This window comes from Afipia sp. P52-10 (assembly GCF_000516555.1).
Classification (GTDB): Bacteria; Pseudomonadota; Alphaproteobacteria; order Rhizobiales; family Xanthobacteraceae; genus P52-10.
The window spans coordinates 1162325-1188347 of sequence record NZ_AZSJ01000003.1; the positions used below are offsets into that span (position 1 = coordinate 1162325).

Sequence of the window (26023 nt, forward strand, 5' to 3'; positions counted from 1 at the left end):
GTCGCTCGTTCGAGGATATGTGCATGACTGACGCGGTCGCGACGACACCGGCGCTGGCCTCCTGCCCTGCAAATGCCCGACGCGTGCTCGTCCTGCAGGGCGGCGGCGCGCTCGGCTCGTATCAGGCCGGCGCCTTCGAGGCGCTCTACCAGCATCAGTTCGACCCCGTCTGGGTCGCCGGCATTTCGATCGGCGCAATCAACGCGGCGATCATCGCTGGTAACCCGCGCGAGAAACGCGTCGAACGGCTGAAGGAGTTCTGGGAGCTGGTCTCCTCCCCGGTGCTGTGGCGTCCGCTCGGCAAGGGCGATCACTCCCGTTTCGCCTTCAATGAGGCGAGCGCCGCCTGGGTCGCCACCTTCGGCGTACCAGGGTTCTTCCAGCCGCGCGTTCCGCCGGCGCCGTTCTGGCCGCGCGGAGCACCGCAGGCGATCAGCTACTACGATACGGCTCCGCTGCGCGACACGCTGCTGCGGCTCGTGGACTTCGATCTGATCAACGCCAAGCAGGTCCGCCTCAGCGTCGGTGCAGTCAATGTGAAAACCGGCAACTTCGCGTATTTCGACAACACCAAGCAGCCGATTGGCCCGGAGCACATCATGGCCTCCGGCGCACTGCCGCCAGGATTCCCTCCGGTTGAAATCGACGGTGAGCACTATTGGGACGGCGGCCTCGTCTCGAATACGCCGCTCGATTACGTGCTCGAACAGGAGAAGCAGGACGATCTGCTGATCTTCCAGGTCGATCTGTTCAGCGCCCGAGGGGCTCTGCCGGATACGGTCCTCGAAGCTGCCGAGCGGGAAAAGGACATCCGCTACTCCAGCCGCACGCGCCAGATCACCGACGCCAACAAGCGACTGCACACCGCACGCAAGGCTCTCAGGGAATTGATCGCGCGGCTGCCGCCCGACCTCAAAAACGACCCGCTCGTGGCGACCTTGTCGGAGGCGGCCAAGGAAAACACCGTCACGGTGGTTCATCTGATCTACAAATCGAAGAATTTCGAATCCAGCTCGAAGGATTACGACTTCTCCCGGGTCGGCATGGTCGAACACTGGAAGTCTGGCATGCAGGATGTCCAAATCACCATGCAGCATCCGGAATGTTTCACAAATCCGCAACTCGGCGAAACCATGGTGACTTACGATCTCACCGGCGATGGCCGAAACCAGCGCCTCGAACAAACCCCGACAGGAGCGTCTAATGGCTGATCTGAAAGGCAAAACCGCAGTGGTGACCGGCTCGACGAGCGGCATCGGGCTCGCCATTGCGCGCAAGATGGCCGGTGCCGGCGCCAACGTCGTCATCAATGGTTTCGGCGAGGCGACTGCGATCGAAAAGGAGCGCGCCGGCATCGAGAGCGAATTCAAGGTGAAGGCAGTCTATTCGCCCGCCGACATGACCAAACCTGCCGAGATCGCCGGCATGGTCGCGCTCGGCGAAAAGACCTTCGGCTCTGTCGACGTGCTGGTCAACAACGCGGGCATCCAGTTCGTCTCGCCGGTGGAGGATTTCCCGATCGAAAAATGGGATGCGATCATCGCGATCAATCTGTCCTCCGCCTTCCATGGCATCCGCGCCGCAGTCCCCGGCATGAAGAAGCGCAAGTGGGGCCGCATCATCAACACGGCGTCCGCGCATTCGCTGGTCGCTTCGCCCTTCAAGGCCGCCTACGTCTCCGCCAAACATGGTATCGCCGGCCTGACCAAGACGGTGGCGCTGGAACTTGCGACCTACAAGGTCACCTGTAATTGCATCTCGCCCGGCTACGTCTGGACGCCGCTGGTGGAGAAGCAGATTCCCGATACGATGAAGGCGCGCAACATGACCAAGGAACAGGTCATCAACGACGTGCTGCTGGAGGCACAGCCGACCAAGGAATTCGTCACCGCCGATCAGGTCGCAGCGCTTGCGCTCTATCTCTGCGGCGACGACGCCAGCCAGATCACCGGTGCCAACCTGTCGATGGACGGCGGCTGGACCGCCGCATGACGCACACCCCTGCGATCGTGATAAGGCTCCGCTCCGCTCCGGCTTTGATCTGATCCGAAAACCGGCTCCCGCCTTTCGATCATGCCTTTTCCGGGATCATGCCTTGCCCTTGCCGAACGCAAGGACATGGAAGCCGAGCCGCCGCCGGGTGATCCAGCACAACAGCACGGTCTCGAACACCAGCGCGAGGGAGGTCGAGGCCGCAGCACCATAAACACCGTAGCGCGGCACCAGCAGCAGGCACAGGACAAGGTTCATCGCGAAAGCCAGCGCATAGACCAATGCGCAAACGTTCTGCTGGCCGAGCATGTTCAACAGCTTCTCGACCGGGCCGATCGCCGAGCGCGCGATCAAGCCAATCGCGGCGACGAACATCACGCCATAGCCGGAGGTGAACTGCGTACCGAACAGCCAGAGCAGCGGTTTGCCGAGCAGCAGCAGCAATGCGGTCGCCGCCAGCGACGGCCAGAACGTCCATTTGATCGCATGCATGAGATAGTCCGACAGCCGCTCGCGATCGCCGGCGACGTGATATTCGCTGAAGCGATGGGCCGTGACCGCCGACATCGCGTAGTGAATGAACGAGACTAGCGCCAGCGTTTTCACCACTGCATGGTAGATGCCGACCTCCTCGGAGGGACGGAACGCCTGCAGCACCAGGATGTCGACATAGCTCAGCAGCAGGTAAAAACCTTCGACCAGCAGGATCGGCAGCGAGGTCGCGAGCCAGCCTGAATAATTGTAATGACGGGGCCCCGGCGTCACTTCCACCGCAAGACGACGGTTGAGGAAGATCATCTGCGCGATCATGGCGATCCAGACTGCGGCGGACGACACCGCCATCGCCATCATCGCGTCGAGCTTGGCCCCCATCGCTGCCACGCCGGCGGTGAAGCCGATGATCAACGATTGGCGCACGACGAATTGCGGGGTCAGTGCCAGCCGCATCCAGTCGTAGGATCGTGCGATGCCATCCTGGGTGTTCGCAAGCACCAGCGCCGGCAGGATCGTGCAGCCGGCATGGAGCGCAGCGACTGTATCTTTCTCGATCCAGGGCGACAGCAGCGAGACGAGACCAGCCAGCAGGCATGCCGTCACGATCGACACGCCGAACGTCATCCAGCGGCTGCCGAACAGAAAGCCGCGCAGCAGATTGAGCTGGTTCCTGCCGCGGTATTCGGGGATCAGTTTTTGCGCCGTGACGGCAATGCCGAAGTCCATCATGCTGCCGAGCAGCAGCACCCAGGTCCAGGCATAGACGTAAATTCCGTATTCGGAGCTGCCCATCCAGCGTGCGAGCAGCACCTGCGAGACGTAAGCGAGCGCCGCGCTCACCACGCGAATGATGAAGATGGTGCCGGCGAGACGCTTGGTCAGCGAGGCATCGCTCGAACCGCCCAGCAACGAACGCACCCACGCGAGCACGCCGCCGCGTTCCGGAGCCTGCTCGCCATCGGTGATCGCCACTGCCTCTGATCCTCGCGCCGCATCCACGGCGAGGTCCGACGACTAGCAACGATCCGTTAACATTTGGTTGGACAAGACTGGTCGGACACGCCCGGAGGCTCGCATCAGTCCTCGGTCGCCTTGAAGCGGCTCATGCCCTTCAGGACGAAGGGCAGCACCAGCGCGAGGAACGCGACACCCAGCAGCGTCGCCGAGATCGGGCTCTGCACCAGCGTCATCGGATCACCAAGACTGATCGACAGCGCCCGCCGCAACTGGCTCTCGGCCAACGGCCCCAGGATTAAACCGACCACCACCGGAGCGATCGGAAAATCGTACCGGCGCATCAGGAAGCCGAGCACGCCGAATCCGGCCAGCATCGTCAGCTCGACGATCGACGGCTTCGCGGCGATGGTGCCCATGGTCGCGAACACCAGAATGCCCGCATAGAGCCAAGGCTGCGGGATCGCCAGCAGCCGCACCCACAGGCCGACCAGCGGCAGGTTGAGCACGAGCAGCATGGTGTTGGCGATAAACAGGCTTGCGATCAGCCCCCAGACGAGATCCGGCTTCTCAGCGAACAGCAACGGACCGGGATTGAGCCCGTATTGCTGAAAACCCGCCAGCATCATCGCCGCCGTTGCCGAGGTCGGCAGTCCTAGCGTCAGCAGCGGCACCAGCGTTCCCGCGGCGGACGCATTGTTCGCGGCTTCGGGTCCGGCAACGCCCTCGATCGCGCCCTTGCCGAAGTCTTCCGGATACTTGGTCAACCGCCGCTCGGTGGAATATGACAGGAAGGTCGGGATCTCCGCGCCGCCCGCCGGCAGCGCACCGATCGGGAAGCCGAAACCGAAGCCGCGCAGCCATGGCTTCCAGGAACGCTTCCAGTCTTCCTTGGTCATCCAGAGCGAGCCGCGCACCGGCTCGAGCTTCTCGTCGACCTTGTGACGGCGCGACACCACATAGAGCGCCTCGCCGACCGCGAACAGCCCCACCGCCAGCGTCGTCACCTCGACGCCGTCCAGCAGTTCCGGCACGCCGAACGACAGGCGCGGCTGTCCCGTCAGCTTGTCGATCCCGACAAGCCCGAGCACGAGACCGATGAACAGGCTCGTCAGTCCGCGCACGGGCGAATCGCCGAACGTCGCCGAGACGGTGACGAACGCCACCACCATCAGCGCGAAGTAATCCTCAGGTCCGAACTTGACGGCGATATCGACAAGATACGGCGCGACGAAAGCCAGTCCGATCGTCGCCAGCGTTCCGGCCACGAACGAACCGATGGCTGCAGTGGCCAGCGCCGGACCGCCGCGGCCGGCCTTGGCCATCTTGTTGCCTTCCAACGCCGTCGCCATCGAGGCGCTTTCGCCCGGCGTGTTGATCAGGATCGCGGTGGTCGAGCCGCCATACATGCCGCCGTAGTAGATGCCCGCGAACATGATCAGCGAGCCGCCCGGATCGAGCTTGTAGGTGACCGGCAGCAGCAGCGCGACGGTCAGCGCCGGTCCGATGCCCGGCAGCACGCCGACCGCCGTGCCGAGAAAGACGCCGATCAGCGCGAACAGCAGGTTCATCGGCTGCACGGCCACTGCCATGCCATGAGCCAACGCGGCGAATGTATCCATGCCAAACGATCCTTATCAAACGATGCTTATCAAACGATCCTTGGGCGGCCGTCAGAACAGACGTTCAATGGGACCAGCGGGAAGGCTGAGGGTGAGAAGATGGTTGAAGACGAAATACACCAGCGCGCCGATCACGAAGCCGATGACGATGTCGGCGATCAGCGCGCGCCGTCCGAACGCCCAGGACGTTGCCGCGAACAGCACCGTCATCGCCGGGATGAAGCCGCCATCGAAGCCGATGATCGCAATCATCGCGACCAGCCCCAACAGCACGATCGCGACCGGGCGGAAGTCCATGTCCTCGCGCTCTGGGAAATCACCGCGCAACGCGTTGACCAGATTGCCGAGCGCTAGCACGCCAAGGCCGCAGGCGATGACCAGCGGCATAGCTTGCGGGCCCATGCCATAAGTCACGTTGGCCTGGATGCGGAACGCATCCACGGCGATGACGGCGGCAAGCAGCGCCAAGGCTATCGCAATGACGACGCCGGCCCAATCGATCCCGCGCCGCGCGGCCCCGCCTTCCTGCGCGTCACTTCCGGTCGTCATGATTTCACGAGGCCGATCGACTTCAGAACGTCATTCACGCGCGCCGTCTCCTTCTTCAGGAAGTCAGCGAAGGCATCGCCGGAGAGGTAGGCGTCGTCCCAGCCCTTCTGGGCCAGCACCTCCTTCCAGGCCGGCGACTTCACCAGCCGGTCGATGGCATCGGAGAGTACCTTCTTCTGTTCAGGCGTGATGCCTGGCGCCGCGACCACCGATCGCCAGTTCGTCAGCACCAGATCGACGCCCTGCTCCTTGAAGGTCGGAATGTCGAGACCCGGCCTGCGCTCCGGCGAGGTGATGCCGATCGCCCGCAGCTTGCCGGACTTGATTTGGCCTTCGTATTCGCCATAGCCGGAAATGCCGGCGGTCACCTTGCCGCCGAGGATGGCCGCAAGCGACTCGCCGCCGCCGGAGAACGGAACGTAGTTCACCTTGGTCGCATCGGCGCCGACGGCGCCAGCAAACAGCGCGGCCATGATGTGATCGATACCACCGGCCGAGCCGCCCGCAAAGGTGACCTTGGCGATATCCGCCTTCAGCGCCGCCGCCAGATCCTTCACATCCTTGATCGGCGAATTGGCCGGTACGACCATCACCTGGTATTCCTCGGTCAAGCGGGCAATCGGCGTCACCTGCTCGAGCGTCACCGGCGATTTGTTCATGGCCAGCGCACCGACCATGACGAAGCCGTTCACCATCAGCTGGGTGCCGTCCCCCTTCGCCGAGTTGACGAACTGGGCGATGCCGACCGAACCGCCTGCACCGCCGACATTGGTCACCTGCGCGCTGCGGGCGATGCCGGCGGCGATCAGCGCCTGCTGCATCGAGCGAGCCGTCTGATCCCAGCCGCCGCCCGGATTGGCGGGCGCCATGATCTTCAGTTCGAGCGGCTGCTGGGCTTGCGCTGCACCGGCAAGCACGCCGGCCCAGACCACGCCGATAGCGGCCAGGACGTGTCTACGGGTGGCGCTTCGAGCGGAATTCATGGCGTTCCTCCTTCTCGCGGCCCTTGTGGCGGCCGCGCGTCAAAACCTCGCGACGCCGGGCGCCGCGCACTCAACTCATTGTTCCAGCGTGACCTTTTGGAAGGCCGGCCCCCATTTCAGGATCAGCAAGAGCGACAAGGTGTCGCTATATCAGCCGGAAAATCCGCCGCTGTCCAGAAAGGCTTGTTCTTCTTGGCTGGTGACGCGACCCAGCACACGGTTGCGATGCGGGAAGCGGCCAAACCGACGGATGATGTCCGCGTGGATGATCGCATACGTGGTGTTTTCGGCATTGCCAAGCCGTTCGAACAGGGCAACGCAACGCTCCTGATCGTGGAGTTGCTCGGAATGCATCAGCGGCATGTACAGAAACGCGCGCAGATCGGCAGGAAGTTGCTCATCCAACCCCGCGGCCAGCGCCCGATGCGCGATCGCGCAGGCGAGCGCATCGGTCGCGAAAGCCCGGCTGTCATTGCGGAACATGTTGCGCGGAAACTGATCGAGCACGATGACCAGCGCGAGCGTTCCGTCGGCAGTTTCTTGCCAAGCATCCAGCTTGCCCGCCCTCGCAGCCTGCCAGACATCGAGAAATCGTGATCGGATTTCGTCGTCGAAGGCGTCGTCCTTGGTCCACCACCGCGCCTCCCCCGCTTGGCGCCAGAACGACAGCACATCAGTGGGAGAGACGGATTTGTCGGCCATAGACTTCCCGATCAAATGGACTGCCTGTCAAAAGGCTCAAACGGCAGCAGTGGTGACGCCGCCGTCAATCACGATGGTCTGCCCGGTCATGAAGGTCGAGGCGTCAGAGCCGAGATAGGCGACGGCACCAGCGATCTCGTGCGGCTCGCCGATCCGCCGCAGCGGCGTGGTCGCCGTGCGCCGCGTCAGCATCTCCTGATCCTCCCACAGCGCGCGGGCGAAATCCGTCTTCACCAGACCCGGCGCAATGCAGTTGATGCGCACCTTCTTCGGGCCCCACTCGCCGGCCAGCGTGCGCGCCAGCGCGAAATCCGCTGCCTTCGACACGCCGTACATGCCGATGGTGGTCGAGCCACGCAGGCCGCCGATCGACGAGATGATGATCACCGAGCCGCCGCCGCGCGCCGCCATGTCCGGCATCACCAGATTGCAGAGCCAGATGTTGCTCTTCACGTTCGAGCCCATGATCTTGTCGAACGCCTCGTCGGTCAGGTTCTGGATCGGGCCGTAGTGCGGATTGACCGCGGCATTGCAGACCAGGATGTCGATCTTGCCGTAATGCGCGTTGGCTTCCTTGATCAGCCGCTCCACTTCCTCGCGGCGGCCGATGTTGCAGGGGATCACATGCGCATCGCCGCCATTGGCGCGAATGCCCTTGGCGACCTCCTCGCAGGCCTCGGCCTTGCGGCTGGACACCACCACCTTGGCGCCGAGCTGGGCAAGCAATTCAGCCGATGCGCGGCCGATGCCGCGGCTCGAGCCGGTGATAACGGCAACCTTGCCGGTCAAATCGAATGGCGACTTCGGCATCGCTCTTCCTTCCTCATCCTTGCGTGTTGTTCTGGATCGCGATCATCCCTGAGGTATCCCTGGCACTTTGAACAGGGCATGAGATCGCAACCGTTCTGAGAGACCAAAAACCCGGCGGCTGCTCCCAGCCGCCGGGCTCCGATTGCACCGGATCGATCAGTCCTTGAAGAGACCACCGCGCTCGGCGATCTTCTTCAGGTGATAGTCGGCATCGCCGAAGGTCGACTCGATCATGGTCAGCCGCTTGAAGTAATGGCCGATCTTGTACTCCTGAGTCATGCCGACGCCGCCATGCAGCTGGATCGCCTGCTGGCCGATATACTTGGCGGAGCGGCCGACCTGCACCTTCGCCGCCGCGATCGCGGTCGAGCGCTCCTGCGCATCGTCGTAATTCACCGCCATGGTGCCGTACATCGCGATGCCGCGCGCCTGTTCGAGCGCCACGAACATGTCCGAACCACGGTGCTGCAGCGCCTGGAACTTACCGATATTGACGCCGAACTGCTGACGGGTCTTCAGGTACTCGATCGTCGTTTTCAGCGATTCATCCATCGCGCCGACAGCCTCCGAACAGAGCGCCGCCCGCGCTTCATCGACCACGCGCTCGACCAGCGCCAACCCATTCTCCGGATCGCCAAGCACGGCATCCGCGCCGACCTCGACGCCCTCGAACGTGATGTTGGCCGCACGCAAGCCATCCTGGGTCGGATAGCCCTTGACGCGCACGCCGTTTGCGTTCGCCGGGACCAGGAACACGCCGATGCCTGCACGATCGCGCTGACCGCCCTTGGTCCGCGCGGTCACCACCAGCATGTCGGCGGAATCGCCATTGGCGACGACGAACTTCTCGCCGTCGATTACCCAGCCCGCGCCCTTCTTCTTCGCTGTCGTGCTGACATCGGCGAGATCGTACCGCGAGTTCTTTTCGAGCTGCGCGAACGCGAACGTCTTCGAGCCGTCGACGATCCCCGGCACATGCGCCTTGCGCTGCTCTTCCGAGCCGCCATGACGCAGGAAACCGCCGCCGAGCACCACCGTCGCGAAGTAAGGCTCGACGACTAGCGCCTTGCCCATCGCTTCCATGACGATCATGGTCTCGATCGCGCCACCGCCGAAGCCGCCGTCGGCCTCCGCGAACGGCAGGCCCAGCAGGCCCTGCTCGGCGAACTTCTTCCAGATCTCGTCGCTCCAGCCTTTCTTCGACGAGGCATGCTTCTTGCGCTGTTCGAAATCATAAGCATCGGCCAGCAGGCCTTCCACGCTATCCTTGAGAAGCCGCTGCTCCTCGGACAAATCGAAATCCATCTCTACTTCCTCAAGAAACTGAACTGTCGTTTGGCAGAACCGGGCGCGGCCGACACCGGCGCGCCCGAGGGTGATTCAAGCGGGTTCGGCCCTTGCGCATGATGTTTGCTCGAAAACCGGCACCCGCCTTTCGGTGATCATACTCAGAGACCCAGCACCGCCTTGGCGATGATGTTGCGCTGGATTTCGTTCGAACCGCCGTAGATCGAAACCTTGCGGTAGTTGAAGTAGACCGGCGCGATCATCGTGGTCCAATCGTCCAGTTCGTTGGAGCCGTTGTGCTCGCCCGGATCGTAAGGTGCTGCGAACGGACCGATCACATCCATCATCAACTCGGTGGTCGCCTGCTGCAGCTCCGACCCCTTGATCTTCAGGATCGACGATGCCGGATCGGGCTTGCCCTTCTCGCGATGGGCTTCGGCCGCGACGACGCGCATCTGGTTCATTTCCAGCGCCTTCAGCTCGATCTCGACCGCCGTCAGCTTCTCCAGGAAGCGTGGGTCCTCGATGATCGGCCGGCCGCCGGCCTCGACCTTCGCAGCGAGTTCGCGGATGCGGCGCAGCCGCTCCTTCGACGCGCCGATGCGGGCGATGCCGGTGCGCTCGTTGCCGAGCAGGAACTTGGCGTAGTCCCAGCCTTTGTTCTCCTCACCGACCAAATTGGCGACCGGCACCTGCACGTTGTCGAAGAACACCTCGTTGACCTCGCGGCCGCCGTCGATGGTGACGATCGGACGCACGGTGATGCCGGGCGACTTCATGTCGATCAGCAGGAAGGAGATGCCCGACTGGCGGTTCTTCGCGTTAGGATCGGTACGCACCAGGCAGAAGATCATGTCCGCGTATTGGGCGAGCGTCGTCCAGATCTTCTGGCCGTTGACGACGTAGACGTCGCCCTTGCGCTCGGCCTTGGTCTTCAGCGATGCGAGATCGGAACCCGCGCCCGGCTCCGAGAAGCCTTGGCACCACCAGTCGTCGAGATTGGCGATACGCGGCAGGTAATATTTCTTCTGCTCTTCGTTGGCGACATTGTAGAGCACCGGACCGAGCATGCTGACGTTGAACGCCAACGGCTGCGGCGCCGGCGCCATCTGCAGCTCTTCGTTGAAGATGTAGTGCTGAACCGGCGTCCAGCCGGTACCGCCCCACTCCTTCGGCCAGTGTGTGACTGCCCAGCCCTTCTTGTTCAGGATGCGTTGCCAGGTGACCATATCTTCCTTGCCGATATGGCGGCCTTCCAACAGCTTCCGCTTGGTCTCCTTCGGAACGGCGGTCTGGAAGAAGTCCCGGACCTCCTGGCGAAATATCACCTCTTCCTTGCTGTAGCTGAGATCCATCGCATTATCCTCCCGGCAAAATACCAACTCCAAGCAACGCCGATGCCTGCGGCGCTGCGCGTGACGTCACGAATTCCGAACGATTGCTACGTCAGCCATGCTGCTCTTTCCAGCCCTTCTAGCCCGCCGAACCTGCAGACTGCTGCACGCGCAGTTCATGTCTCGAAAGCTTGCCGACGGTGGTCCGCGGCAACTCGTCCTTAAAGTCGAGCGCTGTAGGCAGCTCGTGCTTGCCGACCCGGCCCGATAGGAAGTCGCGCAACGCCTCCAGACTAAACGGCTCTGCACCGGCGCGCAATTTGACAAACGCCTTGGCCGCCTCGCCGCGATAGGCATCGGGAATGCCGATGACGATCACCTCCTGCACCGCGGGATGCTCGTAGATCGCCTGCTCGATCATCTGCGGATAGACGTTGAAGCCGCCGGAGATGATCATGTCCTTCTTGCGATCGACGATGAAGAAATAGCCGTCCTCATCCATGTAGCCGACGTCGCCGGTGAGAAAGCGGCCATCGACATACGACGCAGCGCTCTCGTCCGGGCGTTTCCAGTAGCCTGCCGTAACGTTCGGCCCCTTGATGCGGATTTCGCCGATCTCGCCGGGACCGAGCACCTGCGCCGGATCGTCGAGCGAGACGATGTCGAGTTCAATTCCGGGCAGCGGCAGACCGATCGAGGCCGGCTTGTCCGGTCCATCCTTCGGATGCGCGGTGCCGGCGGAGCAGGTTTCCGTCATGCCCCAGCCGCCGCGCAGCGACAGTCCGGTCTTCTCCGCCAGGATCTTTGCGATCTCCACCGGCAGCGGCGCACCGCCCGAGCCGATGAACTGCAGCGACGAGAAGTCGCGCTTTTCGATGCCAGGATGATTGGCGATGGCGATCCACATCGTCGGCACGCCTGGAAAGGATGTCGCCCGCTTGACCTCGATGTCGCGCAGCACCGCCTCCACGTCGAAACGCTGATGCATCAGGATCACGTTGCCGCGATCGATTTGCCGCAGCAGGATCGTGATCAGCGCGAAGATGTGAAACAGCGGCAGCACGCAGATGACTTTGTCGATCGGGTTGCCCCGCTCGGCCCGTGACACCGATCCCCAGATATCGTAGATCGCGTTGCCGGCCAGCAGGTTGCCGTGGGTCAGCATCGCTCCCTTCGGCAGCCCGGTCGTGCCGCCGGTATATTGCAACGCAGCGACGTCGGTGGGCGCAACGGCGGGCCATTTGTCCGGCAGCATCACGCCGTCGATGAACTGGCCGAAGCTCGCCACCTCAGGCCGATCAGGAACCGGGAGCAGCGCATTGGCGCTGTCGCCCCATCGTTCGTCCTCGCAGACGATCACGCGATCGACCAATCCTTGATCCAGAAACGACAGCGCCACCGGCAAAAGCGCTGTCAGATTGCTGGTGACGATGATGCGCGCGCTGCTGTCTGCAAGCTTGTGTGCCAACGTCCGGCTGCCATCGAGCGGCGACAGGTGGACGATGCGGGCGCCGGCCTTGGTGGCGCCGAAAAAATTGACCGGGTGATCCGGCGTGTTGCCGAGAAACAGTGCGACCGAGGTGTCTTTGCCATAACCGGCGCGCAAAAAAGCGGCGGCGGCGATGTCGACGCGCGCCGCCAGATCGTTGAAGGTCATCTCGCGATCGCGGAAATCGATGACCGTCCGCGAGCCGTAGTCTCTCGCCGCGCGGGACAGCAAACCCGGCAGGGTTCCGGCGGGAATCTCAGAATCCCACCGGATGCCCTTCGGGTAATGCTTTTCCCACGGGCGGGGCATGGCGGCTTAGCCTGCCGCGAGCGACGCGAACGTCTTCCCTTCGTCGGCCAGCTTCTTCAGCAGCGGCGCCGGCTCCAACGACGGATCGTTGGTCTGCTTGGCATAGTAGGACAGACGATCCGCCACCTGCTTCAGACCGACGCTGTCGGCATAGTGCATCGGGCCGCCGCGGTAGATCGGCCAGCCATAGCCGTACAGCCAGACCACATCGATGTCGCTCGGACGCGCAGCGATCTTCTCCTCGAGAATCCGCGCACCCTCGTTGACCATCGGATAGACCATCCGCTCCAGGATCTCGTCATCGGAGACGGCGCGGCGCTTCTTGCCCATCTTCTGCAGCGTCTGGTCGATCAGCGCCTCGACCTCCGGGTCCGGAATCGGCGCGCGCGAGCCGGCTTCGTACTTGTAGTAGCCCTTGCCGGTCTTCTGGCCGAAGCGTCCCGCCTCGCACAGCGCGTCCGGGATCTCCGACTTAATGCCGCGGTCCTTGCGCGAGCGCCAGCCGATGTCGAGACCAGCGAGATCGCTCATCGCGAACGGCCCCATCGGCATGCCGAACTTGGTGACCACCGCGTCGATCTGCTGCGGCAGCGCGCCCTCGTACAGCAGCAGGTCCGACTGCTTGCCGCGCTTGGCGAGCATCCGGTTGCCGACGAAGCCATCGCAGTTGCCGACCACCGCCGGCACCTTGCCGATCTTGCGGGCAACCGCGACGGCCGTGACCAGCACATCCGGCGCAGTCTTGGCGCCGCGGACGATCTCGCACAGCCGCATCACGTTGGCCGGGCTGAAGAAGTGCATCCCGAGCACGTCCTGCGGCCGCTTGGTGACGGAGGCGATCTCGTCGATCGACAGATACGACGTGTTGCTGGCGAGCACGGCGCCCGGCTTGGCGATGGCGTCGAGCTTGGTGAAAACCTCCTTCTTCACCGCCATGGTCTCGAACACCGCCTCGATGATGAGGTCGGCATCCTTGGCGGCCTCGAGGCCGATCTTGCCGTTGATCAGCCCCATGCGCTTGGTCGCATCTTCGGCGGTTATCCCACCGCGCGCGGCGGTCGCATCATAATTCTTCTTCATGATGCCGAGGCCGCGATTGAGCTGCTCGTCGCCCATCTCGATGATGGTGACGGGGATACCCGCATTGGCGAATGACATGGCAATGCCGCCGCCCATGGTGCCGGCGCCGATGATCGCCACGCTCTTCACATCGCGCGGCTTGGTGTCGGCGGGAACGCCTGCGACCTTGGCCGCCTCGCGCTCGGCGAAGAAGGCATAACGCTGCGCCTTCGACTGATCGCCGTTCATCAGCTCGAGGAATTTGGCGCGCTCGAGCTCGAGGCCCTTATCGAACGGATAGTCGAGGGTGTAGCTGACGCATTCGGCGCAGGCGAGCGGCGCGATCAGGCCGCGATTGCGCTTGTTGGCGGCAGCGGCGGCGTCGGTGAACAGCTTGCGGTCGGCCTTGGCGGCCGCGAGCTTGGAATCGTCGTCACGCACACGCACCAGCGGACGCTTCTCTGCCAGCACCTTGCGCGCGAACGCCTCGCCGGCCTTGGCCGGGTCGCCCTCGAACGTCTCCGAGATCAGGCCGACCTTCAGCGCTTCCGTTCCGGTGATCGGCTCGCCGGTGACGATCATCTTCACCGCCAGTTCCGGACCGACCACCCGCGGCAGACGCTGGGTTCCGCCGGCACCCGGCAACAGGCCGAGCTTCACTTCGGGAAGGCCGAGACGCGTGGTCGGCGTCGCAATGCGGAAGTGGCAGCAAAGCGTCACTTCGAGGCCACCGCCCAGCGCGTTGCCATGAATCGCGGCCACCACCGGCTTCGACGAATTCTCCATCAGCGCCAGAACGTCGCCGAGACCCGGCGCCTGCGGCGGCTTGCCGAACTCGCGAATGTCGGCGCCCGAGATGAAGGCACGGCCGGCGCATGCGAGCACGACAGCCTTCACGCTCGCATCGTCTTTCGCCTTCGTGAAACCAGCGAGGAGACCCGCGCGCACCGACTGACTGAGCGCATTCACCGGCGGGTTATCGATGGTCAGAACCAGAATCCCGTCCCGATTATCTGCACTGACTGTTTGACTGAGTTGTTCACTCACGCGCACTCTCCCGACTGTTTCGCGTTGCGGAATTCCATTTCGCATCTTGACATCGTGGGGTAATTTGGGGAGCGTCGATTGTCAACGACTTGAGTTCGGTAGTGGGATGAAACGCGTCAAGAAGAAGGCTGCGACCGATCGTAAATTCGTCGTCGCGCTTTCCAGAGGTCTCGACGTTCTGCGTGCCTTCCATCCGCGGGACGGTCTGCTCGGCAACCAGGAGATCGCAGCGCGCACCAAGCTGCCGAAGCCAACGGTCTCCCGACTCACCTATACGCTGACGAAGCTCGGTTACCTTGCGCAGGTGTCGCGCTTCGATAAATACCAGCTTGCACCACCGGCGATGGCGATCGGCTATGCCGCGCTTTCCAATCTCGGGATTCGCGGCATCGCCGAAATGCATATGCGAAGGCTCGCCGAGGATACCGGCGGCGACGTCGCTGTCGGTGCGCGCGACCGGTTGAGCATGATGTACTTCGCGCAATGCCGCGGTGCATCATCGTGGAGCGCAGGCCTCGACACCGGCTCGCGCATTCCGATCTCGACCACGGCGATGGGCCGCGCCTACCTTTATTCGCTGCCCGAAGACAAGCGCGCCGAGCTGCTCGAGATCATCCGCGATCGTACCGGCGACAAATGGCCTGCCATTTATGCAGGCATCCAACGCGCCGGCGAAACCATGGCCAAGTACGGGTTTACGATTTCCGCCGGCGAATGGCTCGACGATGTCCACGGGGTCGGCGTCGCCCTGCGCATGAACGACGGAACCGGTCCTTATGCCTTCAATTGTGGCGCCCCCTCGTTCCGCTTCAATGAAGATAAACTGATCCATGAAGTTGGACCGCGCCTCGTGGCGATGGTAAGGGACATAGAAGCAATACTCGACGGCGCCCTCGCGGCGCCCAAAAACAAGAATCAGGAGAACAAGAAAATGAGCACGAGAGGGAGAGCGCCACGTGAGATCGAGGGAGTTCGCCAGGGCTGATCACACCAGGGCTGATCGCACCAGGGCTGATCACACCCGGCAGTCCGGCGGCATCAAGCCGCTTGGTGGGCCGCGTTGCGCATGAGTGCGCAAGCATCGCAGGGGCAGCCCCTGCTGGCCGTGCGCGACGTCAGCGTCGTGTTCGGTGGAATCGTGGCTCTGAACAGCGTGTCGTTCGACATGCGCAAGGGGCAAATCCTCGGCCTGATCGGACCGAACGGAGCCGGCAAGACCACCCTGTTCAACTGCCTCAGCCGCCTCTACCAGCCCAGCAAGGGTGACATCCTGGTCGATGGCGAGAGCATCCTGAAGCGACCGGCACACAGGATCTGCGATGCGGGAATTGGCCGCACGTTTCAAAATGTCGCCCTGTTCCCGAACCTCTCCGTCCTCGACAACATCCGCATCGGCGCCCACGCCCACACCAAGGGCGACATTCTCAGCGATGCATTGCATCTGCCCTGGACCCGCCGCCAGGAACGCATGCTGAACCAGCGCGTCGATGCCATCGTCGACTATCTCGACCTGCACGACGACCGCGACAGCCTGGTGTCCGGCCTGCCGTTCGGCACCCAGAAGCGCGTCGAGCTCGCCCGCGCGCTCGCCGCCGAACCGAAGATCCTGCTGTTGGACGAGCCGGCCGGCGGACTGAACCACGAGGAGGTCTACGTCCTCGGTGACCTGATCAAGCGCATCCGCGACGATCACGGAATCACGGTGCTCCTGGTCGAGCACCACATGGGCCTCGTGATGTCGATCGCCAATCACGTGGTCGCGCTGAACTTCGGCAGCAAGCTCGCGGAGGGCACACCCGCCGAGGTGCAGGCCAACCCCGATGTCATCAAAGCCTATCTCGGGAGCAAGGACCAATGAGCGCGCGATTGGAGGTCAAGGATCTGCGCGCCTATTACGGCCAGGTGCAGGCGCTGCATGGCATCTCATTCACGCTCGAGGAGGGCAGCGTCACCACGCTGCTCGGCGCCAACGGCGCGGGCAAGACCACCACGTTGCGCGCGATCTGCAACATGGTGCGCACCACCGGCCGGATCGAGTTCGACGGCAAACCGATCAACACCATGTCGACGGAGAACATCGTCAAGCTTGGCATCGCCCAGGTGCCGCAAGGCCGCGGCACCTTCACCCGCATGAATGTCGAGGAGAACCTGCAGCTCGGCGCCATCACCCGCGGCGACAAGGCCGGCATCGCCTCCGACATCGAGCGGATGTACGAGCAATTTCCGGTGCTGAAGCAGCGGCGCACACAGCAGGCCGGCCTGCTGTCGGGCGGCGAGCAGCAGATGCTCGCGGTCGCCCGCGCATTGATGCTGCGGCCGCGCATGCTGCTGCTGGATGAGCCCTCGTTCGGCCTCGCCCCGCTGGTGGTGCGCGACGTGTTCAAGGTGCTGGGCGAGATCAACCGCCGCGACAAGGTGACGATCCTGGTGGTCGAGCAGAACGCACAGCTCGCGCTCGAACTTGCCGATCAGGCCTACGTCATCGAGACCGGCGAGATCGTCAAATCCGGCCCCGCCGCGGACATCGCCAACAACGAAGACATCCGCAAATCATATCTCGGCTACTGAAAGCGGCCCTCATGGAACTGTTTCTCAACCAGGTTCTCGCCGGCATCGCCACGGGCGCAATCTATGCTTGCATGGCGCTCGCCGTGGTCATGATCTACGAGGCAATCGATCACCTCAACTTCGCCCAGGGCGAAATGGCGATGTTCTCGACCTTCATCGCCTGGCAGTGCATGCAGTGGGGCATCCCATATTGGGGCGCCTTCGTGATCTCGGTGGTGCTGTCGCTGTTCGCCGGCATCGCGATCGAGCGTCTGCTGTTCCGGCCGCTCGGCCACGCCTCGATTCTTGTGCACATCGCAGGCTTCATCGCCCTGTTCGCCATCATCAACAGCGTCGCCGGCCTGATTTGGGACTTCACCATCAAGCCGTTTCCCTCGCCGTTCGGCTCCGCTCCGCTGCTCGGCGGCATGATCTCCTCGCACCAGGCCGGCATGATCGTCGTCACGCTGATCCTGCTGGCGATGCTCTACGTCTTCTTCCGCTTCACCCGCATCGGCCTCGCCATGCGCGCGGCCGCGACGTTACCGGAATCGGCGAAGCTGGTCGGCATCAATGTCGGCTGGATGATCGCGCTCGGCTGGGGCCTTGCCGCCGCGATCGGCGCCATCGCCGGCATCATGATCGCGCCGGTGATCTTCCTCGAACCAAACATGATGGGCGGCGTTCTCCTATACGGCTTCGTCGGCGCCGTCCTCGGCGGCCTGAGCAGCCCGGCCGGCGCCGTCGCCGGCGGCTTCATGGTCGGCGTGATCGAGAACCTCGCCGGCACCTACATCCCCGGTGTCGGCAACGAGCTGAAGCTGCCGATCGCGCTGGCGCTGATCGTCGCGGTGCTCGTCCTGAAACCGAACGGCCTGTTCGGCCGCGTCCAAGTGCAGCGGGTGTGACCATGAGCACGGCTCAAGAGACTGCGACCCAGATCGTCGTGACCGAACCCGCGGCCAAACGCACCCTGACCGTGCCGATGATCGGCAATCTGCTGTTGCTGGCCGTACTGCTGATCGCACCGATCTTCGTCAAGAACTTCGTCGTGTTCCAGTTCACGATGATCCTGATCTACGCGATCGCGATCCTGTCGCTGAACATCCTGACCGGCGTCAGCGGCCAGGTGTCGCTGGGACACAGCGCCTTCTTCGCCGCCGGCGCTTATGGCGCAGGCATCCTGATGGAGCATGCGAACGTCCCGTATCCGCTGGCGATCCTCGCGGCAGGCGTCATCTGCTTCGCCATCGGCTTCCTATTCGGCTTGCCGGCCCTGCGGCTGAAGGGGGTTTACCTCGCGCTCGCGACCTTTGCGCTGGCGGTCGCAGCACCGCCACTCCTGAAGCTCGGGACCTTCGAACACTGGACCGGCGGCGTACAGGGCCTGCTGGTGACGAAGCCCGATCCGGCCTTCGGTCTGCCGATCAGCCAGGACCGTTGGATGTACTACGTGACGCTGGCGATCACGCTGGTCATTTATCTACTCTCGGTCAACCTGTTGAACTCGCGTTCGGGCCGCGCCTTCATGGCGATCCGCGACAACGAGATCGCCGCGTCCTCGATGGGCATCAATCTCGCGCTCTACAAGACGCTGGCGTTCGGCATCAGCGCCGGGCTGACCGGGATCGCCGGCGCCCTCGGTGCGATCACGGTCGCGTTTGTCGCGCCCGACGCCTACACATTCAACTTCGCGATCGCCCTGTTTCTTGGCATGGTCATCGGCGGCGTCGGCTGGCTGCCAGGGTCGCTCGCGGGCGCAGCTTTCATTGTCTACGTGCCGAATATTGCAGAAGGCATTTCCAAAGGGCTTTCGGGCGCCGTGTTCGGCGTCTTCATCATTGCCGTGATCTTCCTGTTGCCGAACGGGGCTCGGCAGTTGGCCTACTACCTGCGAGACCAGCTCAACAAGCTGATCAAGTGAACCAAGAGACTTTCAAGGAGAGGACCCCGATGAGCATCAAGCTTTCTACCCCCCTTGCGGCGTTGTCCGCGGCGACGCTCGCGTTGTCGATGATGAGCGGCACGGCGCTGGCGCAGAAGAAGTACGACACCGGCGCGACCGATACTGAGATCAAGATCGGCAACATCATGCCGTACAGCGGCCCGGCGTCCGCCTACGGCGTGATCGGCAAGACGATCGACGCATACTTCAAGAAGGTCAACGCCGAAGGCGGCATCAACGGCCGCAAGATCACCTTCATTTCCTACGACGACGCCTACAGCCCGCCGAAGGCCGTCGAGCAGGTGCGCAAACTGGTCGAGAGCGACGAGGTGCTGCTGGTGTTCGATCCGCTCGGAACGCCGTCCAACACCGCGATCCAGAAATACATGAACAGCAAGAAGGTGCCGCAGCTGTTCGTTGCCACCGGCGCGACCAAGTGGAACGATCCGAAGAACTTCCCGTGGACGATGGGCTGGCAGCCGAGCTACCAGACCGAAGGGCAGATCTACGCCAAGTACATCCTGAAAGAGAAGCCGAACGCCAAGATCGCCATCCTCTACCAGAACGACGATTACGGCAAAGACTACCTGAAGGGCTTCAAGGATGGTCTCGGCAACAAGACGAACCTGATCGTCGCCGAGAGCGCGTATGAAACCACCGAACCGACCATCGACTCGCACATCGTCAAGCTGAAGGCCTCCGGCGCCGACGTGTTCTTCAACATCGCCACGCCGAAGTTCGCCGCGCAGGCCATTAAGCGCGCTGCCGAACTGGACTGGAAGCCGCTGCACTTCCTCAACAACGTATCGTCGTCGATCGGCAGCGTGATCCAGCCGGCGGGCTTCGACAACGCGCAGGGCATCATCTCGGCCTCCTATGCCAAGGACCCCACCGATCCGCAGTGGAAGGACGATCCGGGCATGAAGCGCTTCGACGAGTTTCTGACGAAGTACTATCCCGATGCGAACCGCAGCGATGCCTTCGTGGTGTTCGGCTACAACGTCAGTCAGACGCTGGTGCAGGTGCTGAAGCAGGCGAAGGACAATCTCACCCGCGAGAACGTCATGAAGGAAGCCGCCAACCTCAAGGATCTTGAGCTGGACGGCCTGCTGCCAGGCATCAAGATCAACACCAGCCCGACCGACTTTGCGCCGCTGTCGTCGCTGCAGCTGATCCGCCTCAAGGGCCAGACCTGGGAACGGTTCGGCGACATCCTGTCGGCCGACGTCACCAACTGATCGAGATGGCCCGACGGCTCCGGGCATCGGCACCCCCGCAAAGCTTTGCGGGGGTGTTTTCTTTTGGACGGCCGCCGGGGCATAACGAGAGGCCATGACCGACCACCGCCCTCTTCTGCGTGCCATCTTCGACGCGGCCGTCGCCCGCGCCCATCCGGATCGTGTCCTGGCGCAGCATCTCCCCAGCCCGCCTGCGGGACGCATCATCTGCCTCGCCGCCGGGAAAGGGGGCGCGGCGATGACGGCCGCGGCCGAGCGGCATTACCTCGATGCACGCGGGCTCGCGCCGGAGCGCCTGACGGGGCTCGCCACCACGCGGCATGGCCATGGCGCGCCGACACGGCGCATCGCCGTGATCGAGGCCGGACATCCGGTTCCCGATGCGGCGAGCCAGCAAGCGGCCGAGCGCACGCTGCAGATGGCGCAGATGGCAACCGCAGACGACCTGGTGCTGGTGCTTTTGTCGGGCGGCGGCTCCGCGAACTGGATCGCCCCTGCCGATGGCATCTCGCTCGCGCAAAAGCAGGCGATGAACCGCGCGCTGCTGCGTTCCGGTGCGCCGATCGGTGCGATCAATACCGTCCGTAAACATCTGTCGCGCGTCAAGGGCGGCCGGCTCGCACGGGCCGCAGCACCCGCCCCGGTCGTGACGCTGGCGATCTCCGACGTGCCGAACGACGACCCGGCCACCATCGCCTCCGGCCCGACGGTCGCCGACCCGACCACGCTCACTGACGCCCGCGCGATCCTGCAACAGTTCGGCATCACACCGGACGATGCGATCGCCCGCGCGCTCCAGGACCCGGCGAACGAAAGCTGCAAGCCGGACGATCCGCTGTTCGCCCGCACGCGCTTCACGCTGATCGCACGGCCGCGCGACTCGCTCGATGCCGCTATCACCGTCGCCAAGATGGCCGGCTTCGATGTGGTCGATCTTGGCGAACTGGAGGGTGAGGCGCGTGACGTCGCCGTTCAGCACGCCGCACTGGCGCGGACGGCCCACGCCGTGCGCCGCAGAACCGCAATCCTTTCCGGCGGCGAACTCACCGTCACGGTTCGCGGCCAGGGCCGCGGCGGCCCCAATCAGGAATACGTGCTGGCGCTGTTTGCCGCGATGCGCGACCTGCATGGCATCGCGGCCCTCGCCGGCGATACTGACGGCGCCGATGGCGGCGGCGGCTCGGCCAGCGATCCCGCCGGCGCATATTTCGACGCGGCGACGGTGGCGGCAGCGACGAAGCTCGGCCTCGATCCGCAAGCCTATCTCGACGACAACGACGCGACCGGCTTCTTCGAGAAAACCGGCGACCTCTTGATGACCGGACCAACGCTGACCAACGTCAACGATGTCCGCATCATTCTGATCGATCCCGCTTGATCACGCGTCCGAATCACGATCCATCAGAGAACCGCTCTACCGCTTGCGCAGACGCAGCGTTCCAGCCCGGATCATGCCTAAGGCACGCGGTAGACAGCAATGGTCAGACCGCCCGCGCGCCGGCGCACCTGGCCGATGAAGATCGCGCGCGTGAGCCAGCGGTATGTTTCCGACGCGGTCTCGAAGCGCAACACCATCCGGAAGTAGATCTCGCCGGGCCCGACCGTTTCGCCCCGCCTGATCCGCTCGGCCTCGTCGTTTGGGCCGACGCGGATACCCCTGTTTTCGACATAGACGTTACTGCCGTCGTCCATTCGCACGGCCGAGCGCACATCGATCTCGACCATTCCGTCCCGGCGGATCAGCATCGAATCCGCGCCCCCTGGCAAAATCGTGCCGCTGATACCGGGGCCCTGCAGCGTGCCGCCGGTGATCGCGACCAGCCGCCGCCTACCGTAGCCGACATCGCCCGCATCGATCGCCTCGCCGATCTCGACCTCGAACGTGAACGCATACTCGGCCGCGAGAGCGGAGGGCTGCATAGCCGTCATCGCCGGGAAAAACCTTTGTGCTGAAACGCCGTAGCCCGCGAATGCGAGCACGGTGAGGCCCCTGCCCTTCACCGTCACGGCAATTTGTATTAAAGCAAGAAGGCTAAAACGTGGGAGCCGCTCTTCGGCTCGCGAGCCATTCGCCTCAGCAATCGCCGCAGAAAACGGCCGGGAGGCGGGCAACGGGAGGACGCTTGCGTACGCAGGTGGTCATCGTCGGCGCCGGGCCTGCCGGGCTGCTGCTCGGTCAATTGCTGCACGCGTATGGCATCGAATCCATCATTCTCGAACGCAAGGATCGCGCCTATGTGCTGGCGCGCGTTCGCGCCGGCGTGCTCGAGCAGGGCACCGTCGATCTGCTCGATTCGATCGGTGCCAGCGATCGTCTGCATCGCGAAGCCCTGATCCATGACGGCCTCGAGATTCTGTTCGGCGGTGTACGCCACCGCATCGATCTGAAAACGGCCACCGGCGGCAAGAGTGTCACCATCTATGGCCAGACCGAAGTCACCCGCGACCTGATCGACGCCCGCGATGCCTGTGGACTGACGACGATCTACGACGCCGACGACGTCAGCCTACACGACTTCGATACCCATGCGCCAAAGGTCCGCTTCAAGGTACAGGGCGTCGCACGCGAGATCAGATGCGACGTCATCGCCGGCTGCGATGGCTTTCATGGGGTCAGCCGGGCGAGCGTGCCGGCCGCGGCGGTCCGCAGCTTCGAACGCGAGTATCCGTTCGGATGGCTCGGCGTGCTGTCGGACACGACGCCGGTCTCCGACGAGCTCATCTATGTCAATCATCCGCGCGGCTTCGCGTTGTGCTCGATGCGCTCGCGCAGACGCAGCCGCTATTACCTGCAATGCGCCCTCGACGATCATGTCGATCACTGGCCCGATGATCGGTTCTGGGATGAACTGAAGCGACGCCTCGACACGGACGCGGCCAGCCGCCTCGTCACTGGCCCGTCGATCGAAAAGAGCATTGCGCCGCTGCGCTCGTTCGTCGCCGAACCGCTCCGGTTCGGGCGCCTGTTCCTGGCCGGCGACGCTGCCCATATCGTGCCGCCGACCGGCGCGAAGGGTCTCAATCTGGCCGCCAGCGACGTTCACTACCTCGCCGAGGCATTCCGCGAGTTCTATGCGGAGCGATCCGATGCGGGCCTTGCCACCTATTCCGAACGGGCGCTGGCTCGGGTGTGGAAGGCGGAACGCTTCTCCTGGTGGATGACGTCGATCCTGCATCGCTTTCCCGACACCGATGTCTTTTCGGAACGCATTCAGCAGGCCGAGCTCGACTACCTCGTCGGCTCGCAGGCGGCGATCGCCGCCCTGGCGGAGAATTACGTCGGGCTGCCATTGTGAGGGACGCTGCCGACCGCGGTCGCGCGCCTCTCCCGCTCCCGGAGAAACGCCGCCGGCACAATCGTTTTCGGGCGTTAGCCCGGCCCTTTCCCACCCCAACCGGATTGGTGCTCAAGTCACGGAAGCTACGAAGCTTATTATATTAATTCTAATTTGCATTTGCAAATAAAGCGAGAAGCCATCCCGACAATCGCTTAAGAAGCTTGGATATGGCGGAAGGACCTTAGACACCTTCAAAAACCATCCGGCGGAAATGGGTGTAGTGATGCCGCCGACCAGACATGTTGCCGTCGGAATGACGGACGCGCGAGGAAGTGACTTGCATGCGGCAGAACAGATGTAACATTATAACGTTATCGTTCGCATTCATCCTCGCCGCGATGACATCCGAGAGCGCCATGGCCAACGTCCCAGGTTCGCTGCCGCAGAATCTGTCCCCTTGGGGCATGTTCATGAGCGCCGACATCATCGTGAAGGCGGTGATGATCGGCCTTGCCTTCGCCTCGCTCGTGACCTGGACGATCTGGCTTGCGAAAACGATCGAACTCGCACGCGAAACCGCCAAGGCCCGCAAGCGCGTCAAAATGCTGGAAAGCGGTCCGAGCCTGGCCGAAGCTGCCCGCGCCTGCAGCAACAGCAAGGACGCGGTGGCGCAAATCATTCAGTCGGCCGAGCGCGAGGCCCAGCTGTCCGGCGACGACTACCACAGCGACGGCTTCCGCGAGCGCACCGAACTGCGCATCGAGCGCGTGCAACACGCGATGGCGCGACGGATCGCGCGCGGCACCGGCGTCCTGGCGACGATCGGCTCTACCGCCCCCTTCGTCGGTCTGTTCGGCACCGTGTGGGGCATCATGAATTCGTTCATCAGCATCTCCGAAACCAAGACCACCAGCCTTGCGGTGGTGGCGCCGGGCATCGCCGAGGCACTGCTCGCCACCGCACTCGGCCTCGTCGCCGCGATTCCGGCGGTGGTGATCTACAACCATCTCGCCCGCTCGATCTCCGGCTATCGCGGACTGCTCGGCGATGCAGGCGCGCAGGTCATGCTGCTGATCAGCCGCGACCAGGGTCGCCGGTCGATGCGACTGTCGCGGGCGGCAGAATAGCCATGGGGGCAAAGCTCGGTTCCAGCCTCGCCGACGACGATCTCGTCGAGCAGCATGAGATCAACGTCACGCCGTTTATCGATGTGATGCTGGTGCTGCTGATCATCTTCATGGTCGCCGCACCGCTTGCGACGGTCGATATCGGCGTCGATTTGCCGGCAAGCTCGGCGCAGATGCAGCCGCGTCCCGACAAGCCGGTGTTCGTGACTGTGAAGCCCGACCTCAGCGTTGCCGTCGGCGAGACCGCGACGCCACGCGAAGGCCTCGCCGGGGCGATCGATGCCGCCACCAACGGAAACAAGGACGAGCGGATCTTCCTGCGCGCGGACAAGGCCGTCAGCTATGGGGAGCTGATGGAGGTGATGAACGCGCTGCGCGATTCCGGTTATCTGAAGATCGCGCTGGTCGGCCTGGAAACACCCGCCGCCAAGCCATGAGTGTACTCGCGCTCCATCATCATCCCGATGGATGGGAGACGAGACGGTATGCTCTCGCCGCGACGATCATCGTGCTCCTGCACGTTGCGGCTGTTGCCGGTGCGCTGTTCTGGTATCAGCGGCCTGCCTCCGAGGGCGTGAGCATTCCCGCGATCATGGTTGATCTCGCGCCGCCGGCTCCCGCCGCCGAGCAGATCCAGACGCAGGATCTCGCGCCGGGTCCGGAGATGCAGGAGGCCGAAGCACCGCCTCCCGAGCCGCCGAAGCAGGAGGTCGTCGAGGAGCAGCTGCCACCAACCCCACCGCAGCCCGAGCCGGTGGTCGCCGCGCCACCGAAGGTCGAGCCCAAGCCACAACCGGAACCGGTCAAGCCGAAGCCGGTGCAGCAGCAGGTGAAGAAGCCGCCGGCCAAGAAGCCGCCGGCACCGCGCACGACCGCGGCACCGAAGGCTGAACGGATCGCCCCTCAAGCACCGTCGGCCTCCTCCGGCGCGGCCGCCGCGGCCGCCGCCGCATCCTATCGTTCGATCCTGGCGTCGCACCTGCAGCGCTTCAAGCAGTATCCGAGCAGCGCCCGCGCCAACCGCGAGCAAGGCACCACGGCGCTGAATTTCACAGTGACCCGCAACGGCCGCGTCACATCGAGCAGGCTCGTGCGCTCCTCCGGCTCGGCCGCGCTCGATCAGGAAACGCTGGCCTTGATCCACCGCGCCCAGCCGCTGCCCGCCTTCCCGCCGGAAATGCGCGAGTCCTCCATCAACTTCACCGTACCGTTCAGCTTCACCATCCGCTGAGCGACGGCGGAAACGCCGGCTCGCT

At 63.8% G+C, this 26023-nt stretch carries 24 protein-coding genes; 13 read left to right on the forward strand and 11 right to left on the reverse strand.

The window, feature by feature from the left end; genetic code table 11:
- Positions 1-23: 23 nt before the first annotated feature.
- Both X566_RS06820 and X566_RS06825 read left to right on the forward strand, forming a co-directional pair.
- Positions 24-1211: a patatin-like phospholipase family protein gene (locus X566_RS06820; protein ID WP_051444169.1), complete on the forward strand. Its 1188-nt coding sequence runs from the start codon at positions 24-26 to the stop codon at positions 1209-1211.
- A complete protein-coding gene (locus X566_RS06825) occupies positions 1204-1992 on the forward strand; it encodes a 3-hydroxybutyrate dehydrogenase (protein WP_034464677.1) in 789 nt (262 codons plus the stop codon). The genes X566_RS06820 and X566_RS06825 overlap by 8 nt, the downstream gene beginning before the upstream one ends.
- Positions 1993-2088: 96 nt before the next feature.
- Here the strand turns inward: X566_RS06825 and X566_RS06830 are convergent, their stop codons facing one another.
- The 10 genes from X566_RS06830 to X566_RS06875 all read right to left on the reverse strand — a co-directional run bounded on the left by X566_RS06830 (position 2089) and on the right by X566_RS06875 (position 14632).
- Entirely contained in the window at positions 2089-3459 is a 1371-nt protein-coding gene (locus X566_RS06830) for a lipopolysaccharide biosynthesis protein (protein WP_034464679.1), read from the reverse strand.
- A 104-nt stretch (positions 3460-3563) separates the two neighbouring features.
- A complete protein-coding gene (locus tag X566_RS06835) occupies positions 3564-5063 on the reverse strand; it encodes a tripartite tricarboxylate transporter permease (RefSeq protein WP_034464682.1) in 1500 nt (499 codons plus the stop codon).
- Positions 5064-5114: 51 nt separating this feature from the next.
- Positions 5115-5612 (reverse strand): tripartite tricarboxylate transporter TctB family protein, encoded by a 498-nt coding sequence (locus X566_RS06840; protein ID WP_034464684.1) that lies wholly within the window; start codon positions 5610-5612, stop codon positions 5115-5117.
- Entirely contained in the window at positions 5609-6595 is a 987-nt protein-coding gene (locus X566_RS06845; protein WP_034464686.1) for a tripartite tricarboxylate transporter substrate binding protein, read from the reverse strand. The genes X566_RS06840 and X566_RS06845 overlap by 4 nt, the downstream gene beginning before the upstream one ends.
- A gap of 150 nt (positions 6596-6745) precedes the next feature.
- A complete protein-coding gene (locus tag X566_RS06850; protein WP_034464688.1) occupies positions 6746-7297 on the reverse strand; it encodes a DUF924 family protein in 552 nt (183 codons plus the stop codon).
- 36 nt (positions 7298-7333) lie between these two features.
- Positions 7334-8107 (reverse strand): SDR family NAD(P)-dependent oxidoreductase, encoded by a 774-nt coding sequence (locus tag X566_RS06855; protein WP_034464692.1) that lies wholly within the window; start codon positions 8105-8107, stop codon positions 7334-7336.
- 156 nt (positions 8108-8263) lie between these two features.
- The gene (gene pimD / locus X566_RS06860) at positions 8264-9412 is read right to left on the reverse strand and encodes a pimeloyl-CoA dehydrogenase small subunit (protein ID WP_034464694.1); all 1149 of its coding nucleotides are present in this window, start codon (positions 9410-9412) and stop codon (positions 8264-8266) included.
- A gap of 143 nt (positions 9413-9555) precedes the next feature.
- A complete protein-coding gene (pimC, locus tag X566_RS06865) occupies positions 9556-10749 on the reverse strand; it encodes a pimeloyl-CoA dehydrogenase large subunit (protein ID WP_034464697.1) in 1194 nt (397 codons plus the stop codon).
- Between the two features lie 118 nt (positions 10750-10867).
- Positions 10868-12526 (reverse strand): dicarboxylate--CoA ligase PimA, encoded by a 1659-nt coding sequence (pimA, locus tag X566_RS06870; RefSeq protein ID WP_034464700.1) that lies wholly within the window; start codon positions 12524-12526, stop codon positions 10868-10870.
- Positions 12527-12532: 6 nt separating this feature from the next.
- Complete coding sequence (locus X566_RS06875) at positions 12533-14632, reverse strand: 3-hydroxyacyl-CoA dehydrogenase NAD-binding domain-containing protein (RefSeq protein WP_034468120.1); 2100 nt, start codon at positions 14630-14632, stop codon at positions 12533-12535.
- Between the two features lie 106 nt (positions 14633-14738).
- Between X566_RS06875 and X566_RS06880 the strand changes: the two genes are divergently transcribed.
- From X566_RS06880 to X566_RS06910, 7 genes are all read left to right on the forward strand, one after another.
- Positions 14739-15617 carry an IclR family transcriptional regulator gene (locus tag X566_RS06880; RefSeq protein WP_034464702.1) on the forward strand — a complete coding sequence of 293 codons (879 nt, stop codon included), beginning with the start codon at positions 14739-14741 and terminating at the stop codon, positions 15615-15617.
- An 81-nt stretch (positions 15618-15698) separates the two neighbouring features.
- Entirely contained in the window at positions 15699-16490 is a 792-nt protein-coding gene (locus X566_RS06885; RefSeq protein ID WP_034464705.1) for an ABC transporter ATP-binding protein, read from the forward strand.
- Positions 16487-17200, forward strand: coding sequence for an ABC transporter ATP-binding protein (locus tag X566_RS06890; RefSeq protein ID WP_034464707.1), 714 nt, complete (start codon positions 16487-16489; stop codon positions 17198-17200). Before X566_RS06885 ends, X566_RS06890 begins: the two co-directional genes overlap by 4 nt.
- An 11-nt stretch (positions 17201-17211) precedes the next feature.
- Positions 17212-18087, forward strand: a complete 876-nt coding sequence (locus X566_RS06895; protein ID WP_034464710.1) for a branched-chain amino acid ABC transporter permease — start codon at positions 17212-17214, stop codon at positions 18085-18087.
- A gap of 2 nt (positions 18088-18089) precedes the next feature.
- The gene (locus X566_RS06900) at positions 18090-19103 is read left to right on the forward strand and encodes a branched-chain amino acid ABC transporter permease (protein ID WP_034464713.1); all 1014 of its coding nucleotides are present in this window, start codon (positions 18090-18092) and stop codon (positions 19101-19103) included.
- A 29-nt stretch (positions 19104-19132) separates the two neighbouring features.
- A complete protein-coding gene (locus X566_RS06905) occupies positions 19133-20362 on the forward strand; it encodes an ABC transporter substrate-binding protein (RefSeq protein WP_034464714.1) in 1230 nt (409 codons plus the stop codon).
- Positions 20363-20456: 94 nt separating this feature from the next.
- Complete coding sequence (locus X566_RS06910) at positions 20457-21740, forward strand: glycerate kinase (protein ID WP_034464715.1); 1284 nt, start codon at positions 20457-20459, stop codon at positions 21738-21740.
- Positions 21741-21817: 77 nt separating this feature from the next.
- Here the strand turns inward: X566_RS06910 and X566_RS06915 are convergent, their stop codons facing one another.
- The gene (locus X566_RS06915; protein WP_081740089.1) at positions 21818-22369 is read right to left on the reverse strand and encodes a DUF3237 domain-containing protein; all 552 of its coding nucleotides are present in this window, start codon (positions 22367-22369) and stop codon (positions 21818-21820) included.
- Positions 22370-22485: 116 nt separating this feature from the next.
- On the opposite strand from X566_RS06915, the gene pobA reads away from it, so the two are divergent.
- From pobA to X566_RS06935, 4 genes are all read left to right on the forward strand, one after another.
- The gene (gene pobA, locus X566_RS06920; protein WP_034464720.1) at positions 22486-23658 is read left to right on the forward strand and encodes a 4-hydroxybenzoate 3-monooxygenase; all 1173 of its coding nucleotides are present in this window, start codon (positions 22486-22488) and stop codon (positions 23656-23658) included.
- 398 nt (positions 23659-24056) lie between these two features.
- Positions 24057-24767 carry a tonB-system energizer ExbB gene (gene exbB, locus X566_RS06925; protein ID WP_409337814.1) on the forward strand — a complete coding sequence of 237 codons (711 nt, stop codon included), beginning with the start codon at positions 24057-24059 and terminating at the stop codon, positions 24765-24767.
- Positions 24768-24769: 2 nt separating this feature from the next.
- Positions 24770-25204 carry a TonB system transport protein ExbD gene (exbD, locus tag X566_RS06930; RefSeq protein ID WP_034464722.1) on the forward strand — a complete coding sequence of 145 codons (435 nt, stop codon included), beginning with the start codon at positions 24770-24772 and terminating at the stop codon, positions 25202-25204.
- Between the two features lie 71 nt (positions 25205-25275).
- The gene (locus X566_RS06935) at positions 25276-25998 is read left to right on the forward strand and encodes an energy transducer TonB (RefSeq protein WP_343213045.1); all 723 of its coding nucleotides are present in this window, start codon (positions 25276-25278) and stop codon (positions 25996-25998) included.
- The last annotated feature ends 25 nt before the right edge of the window (positions 25999-26023 follow it).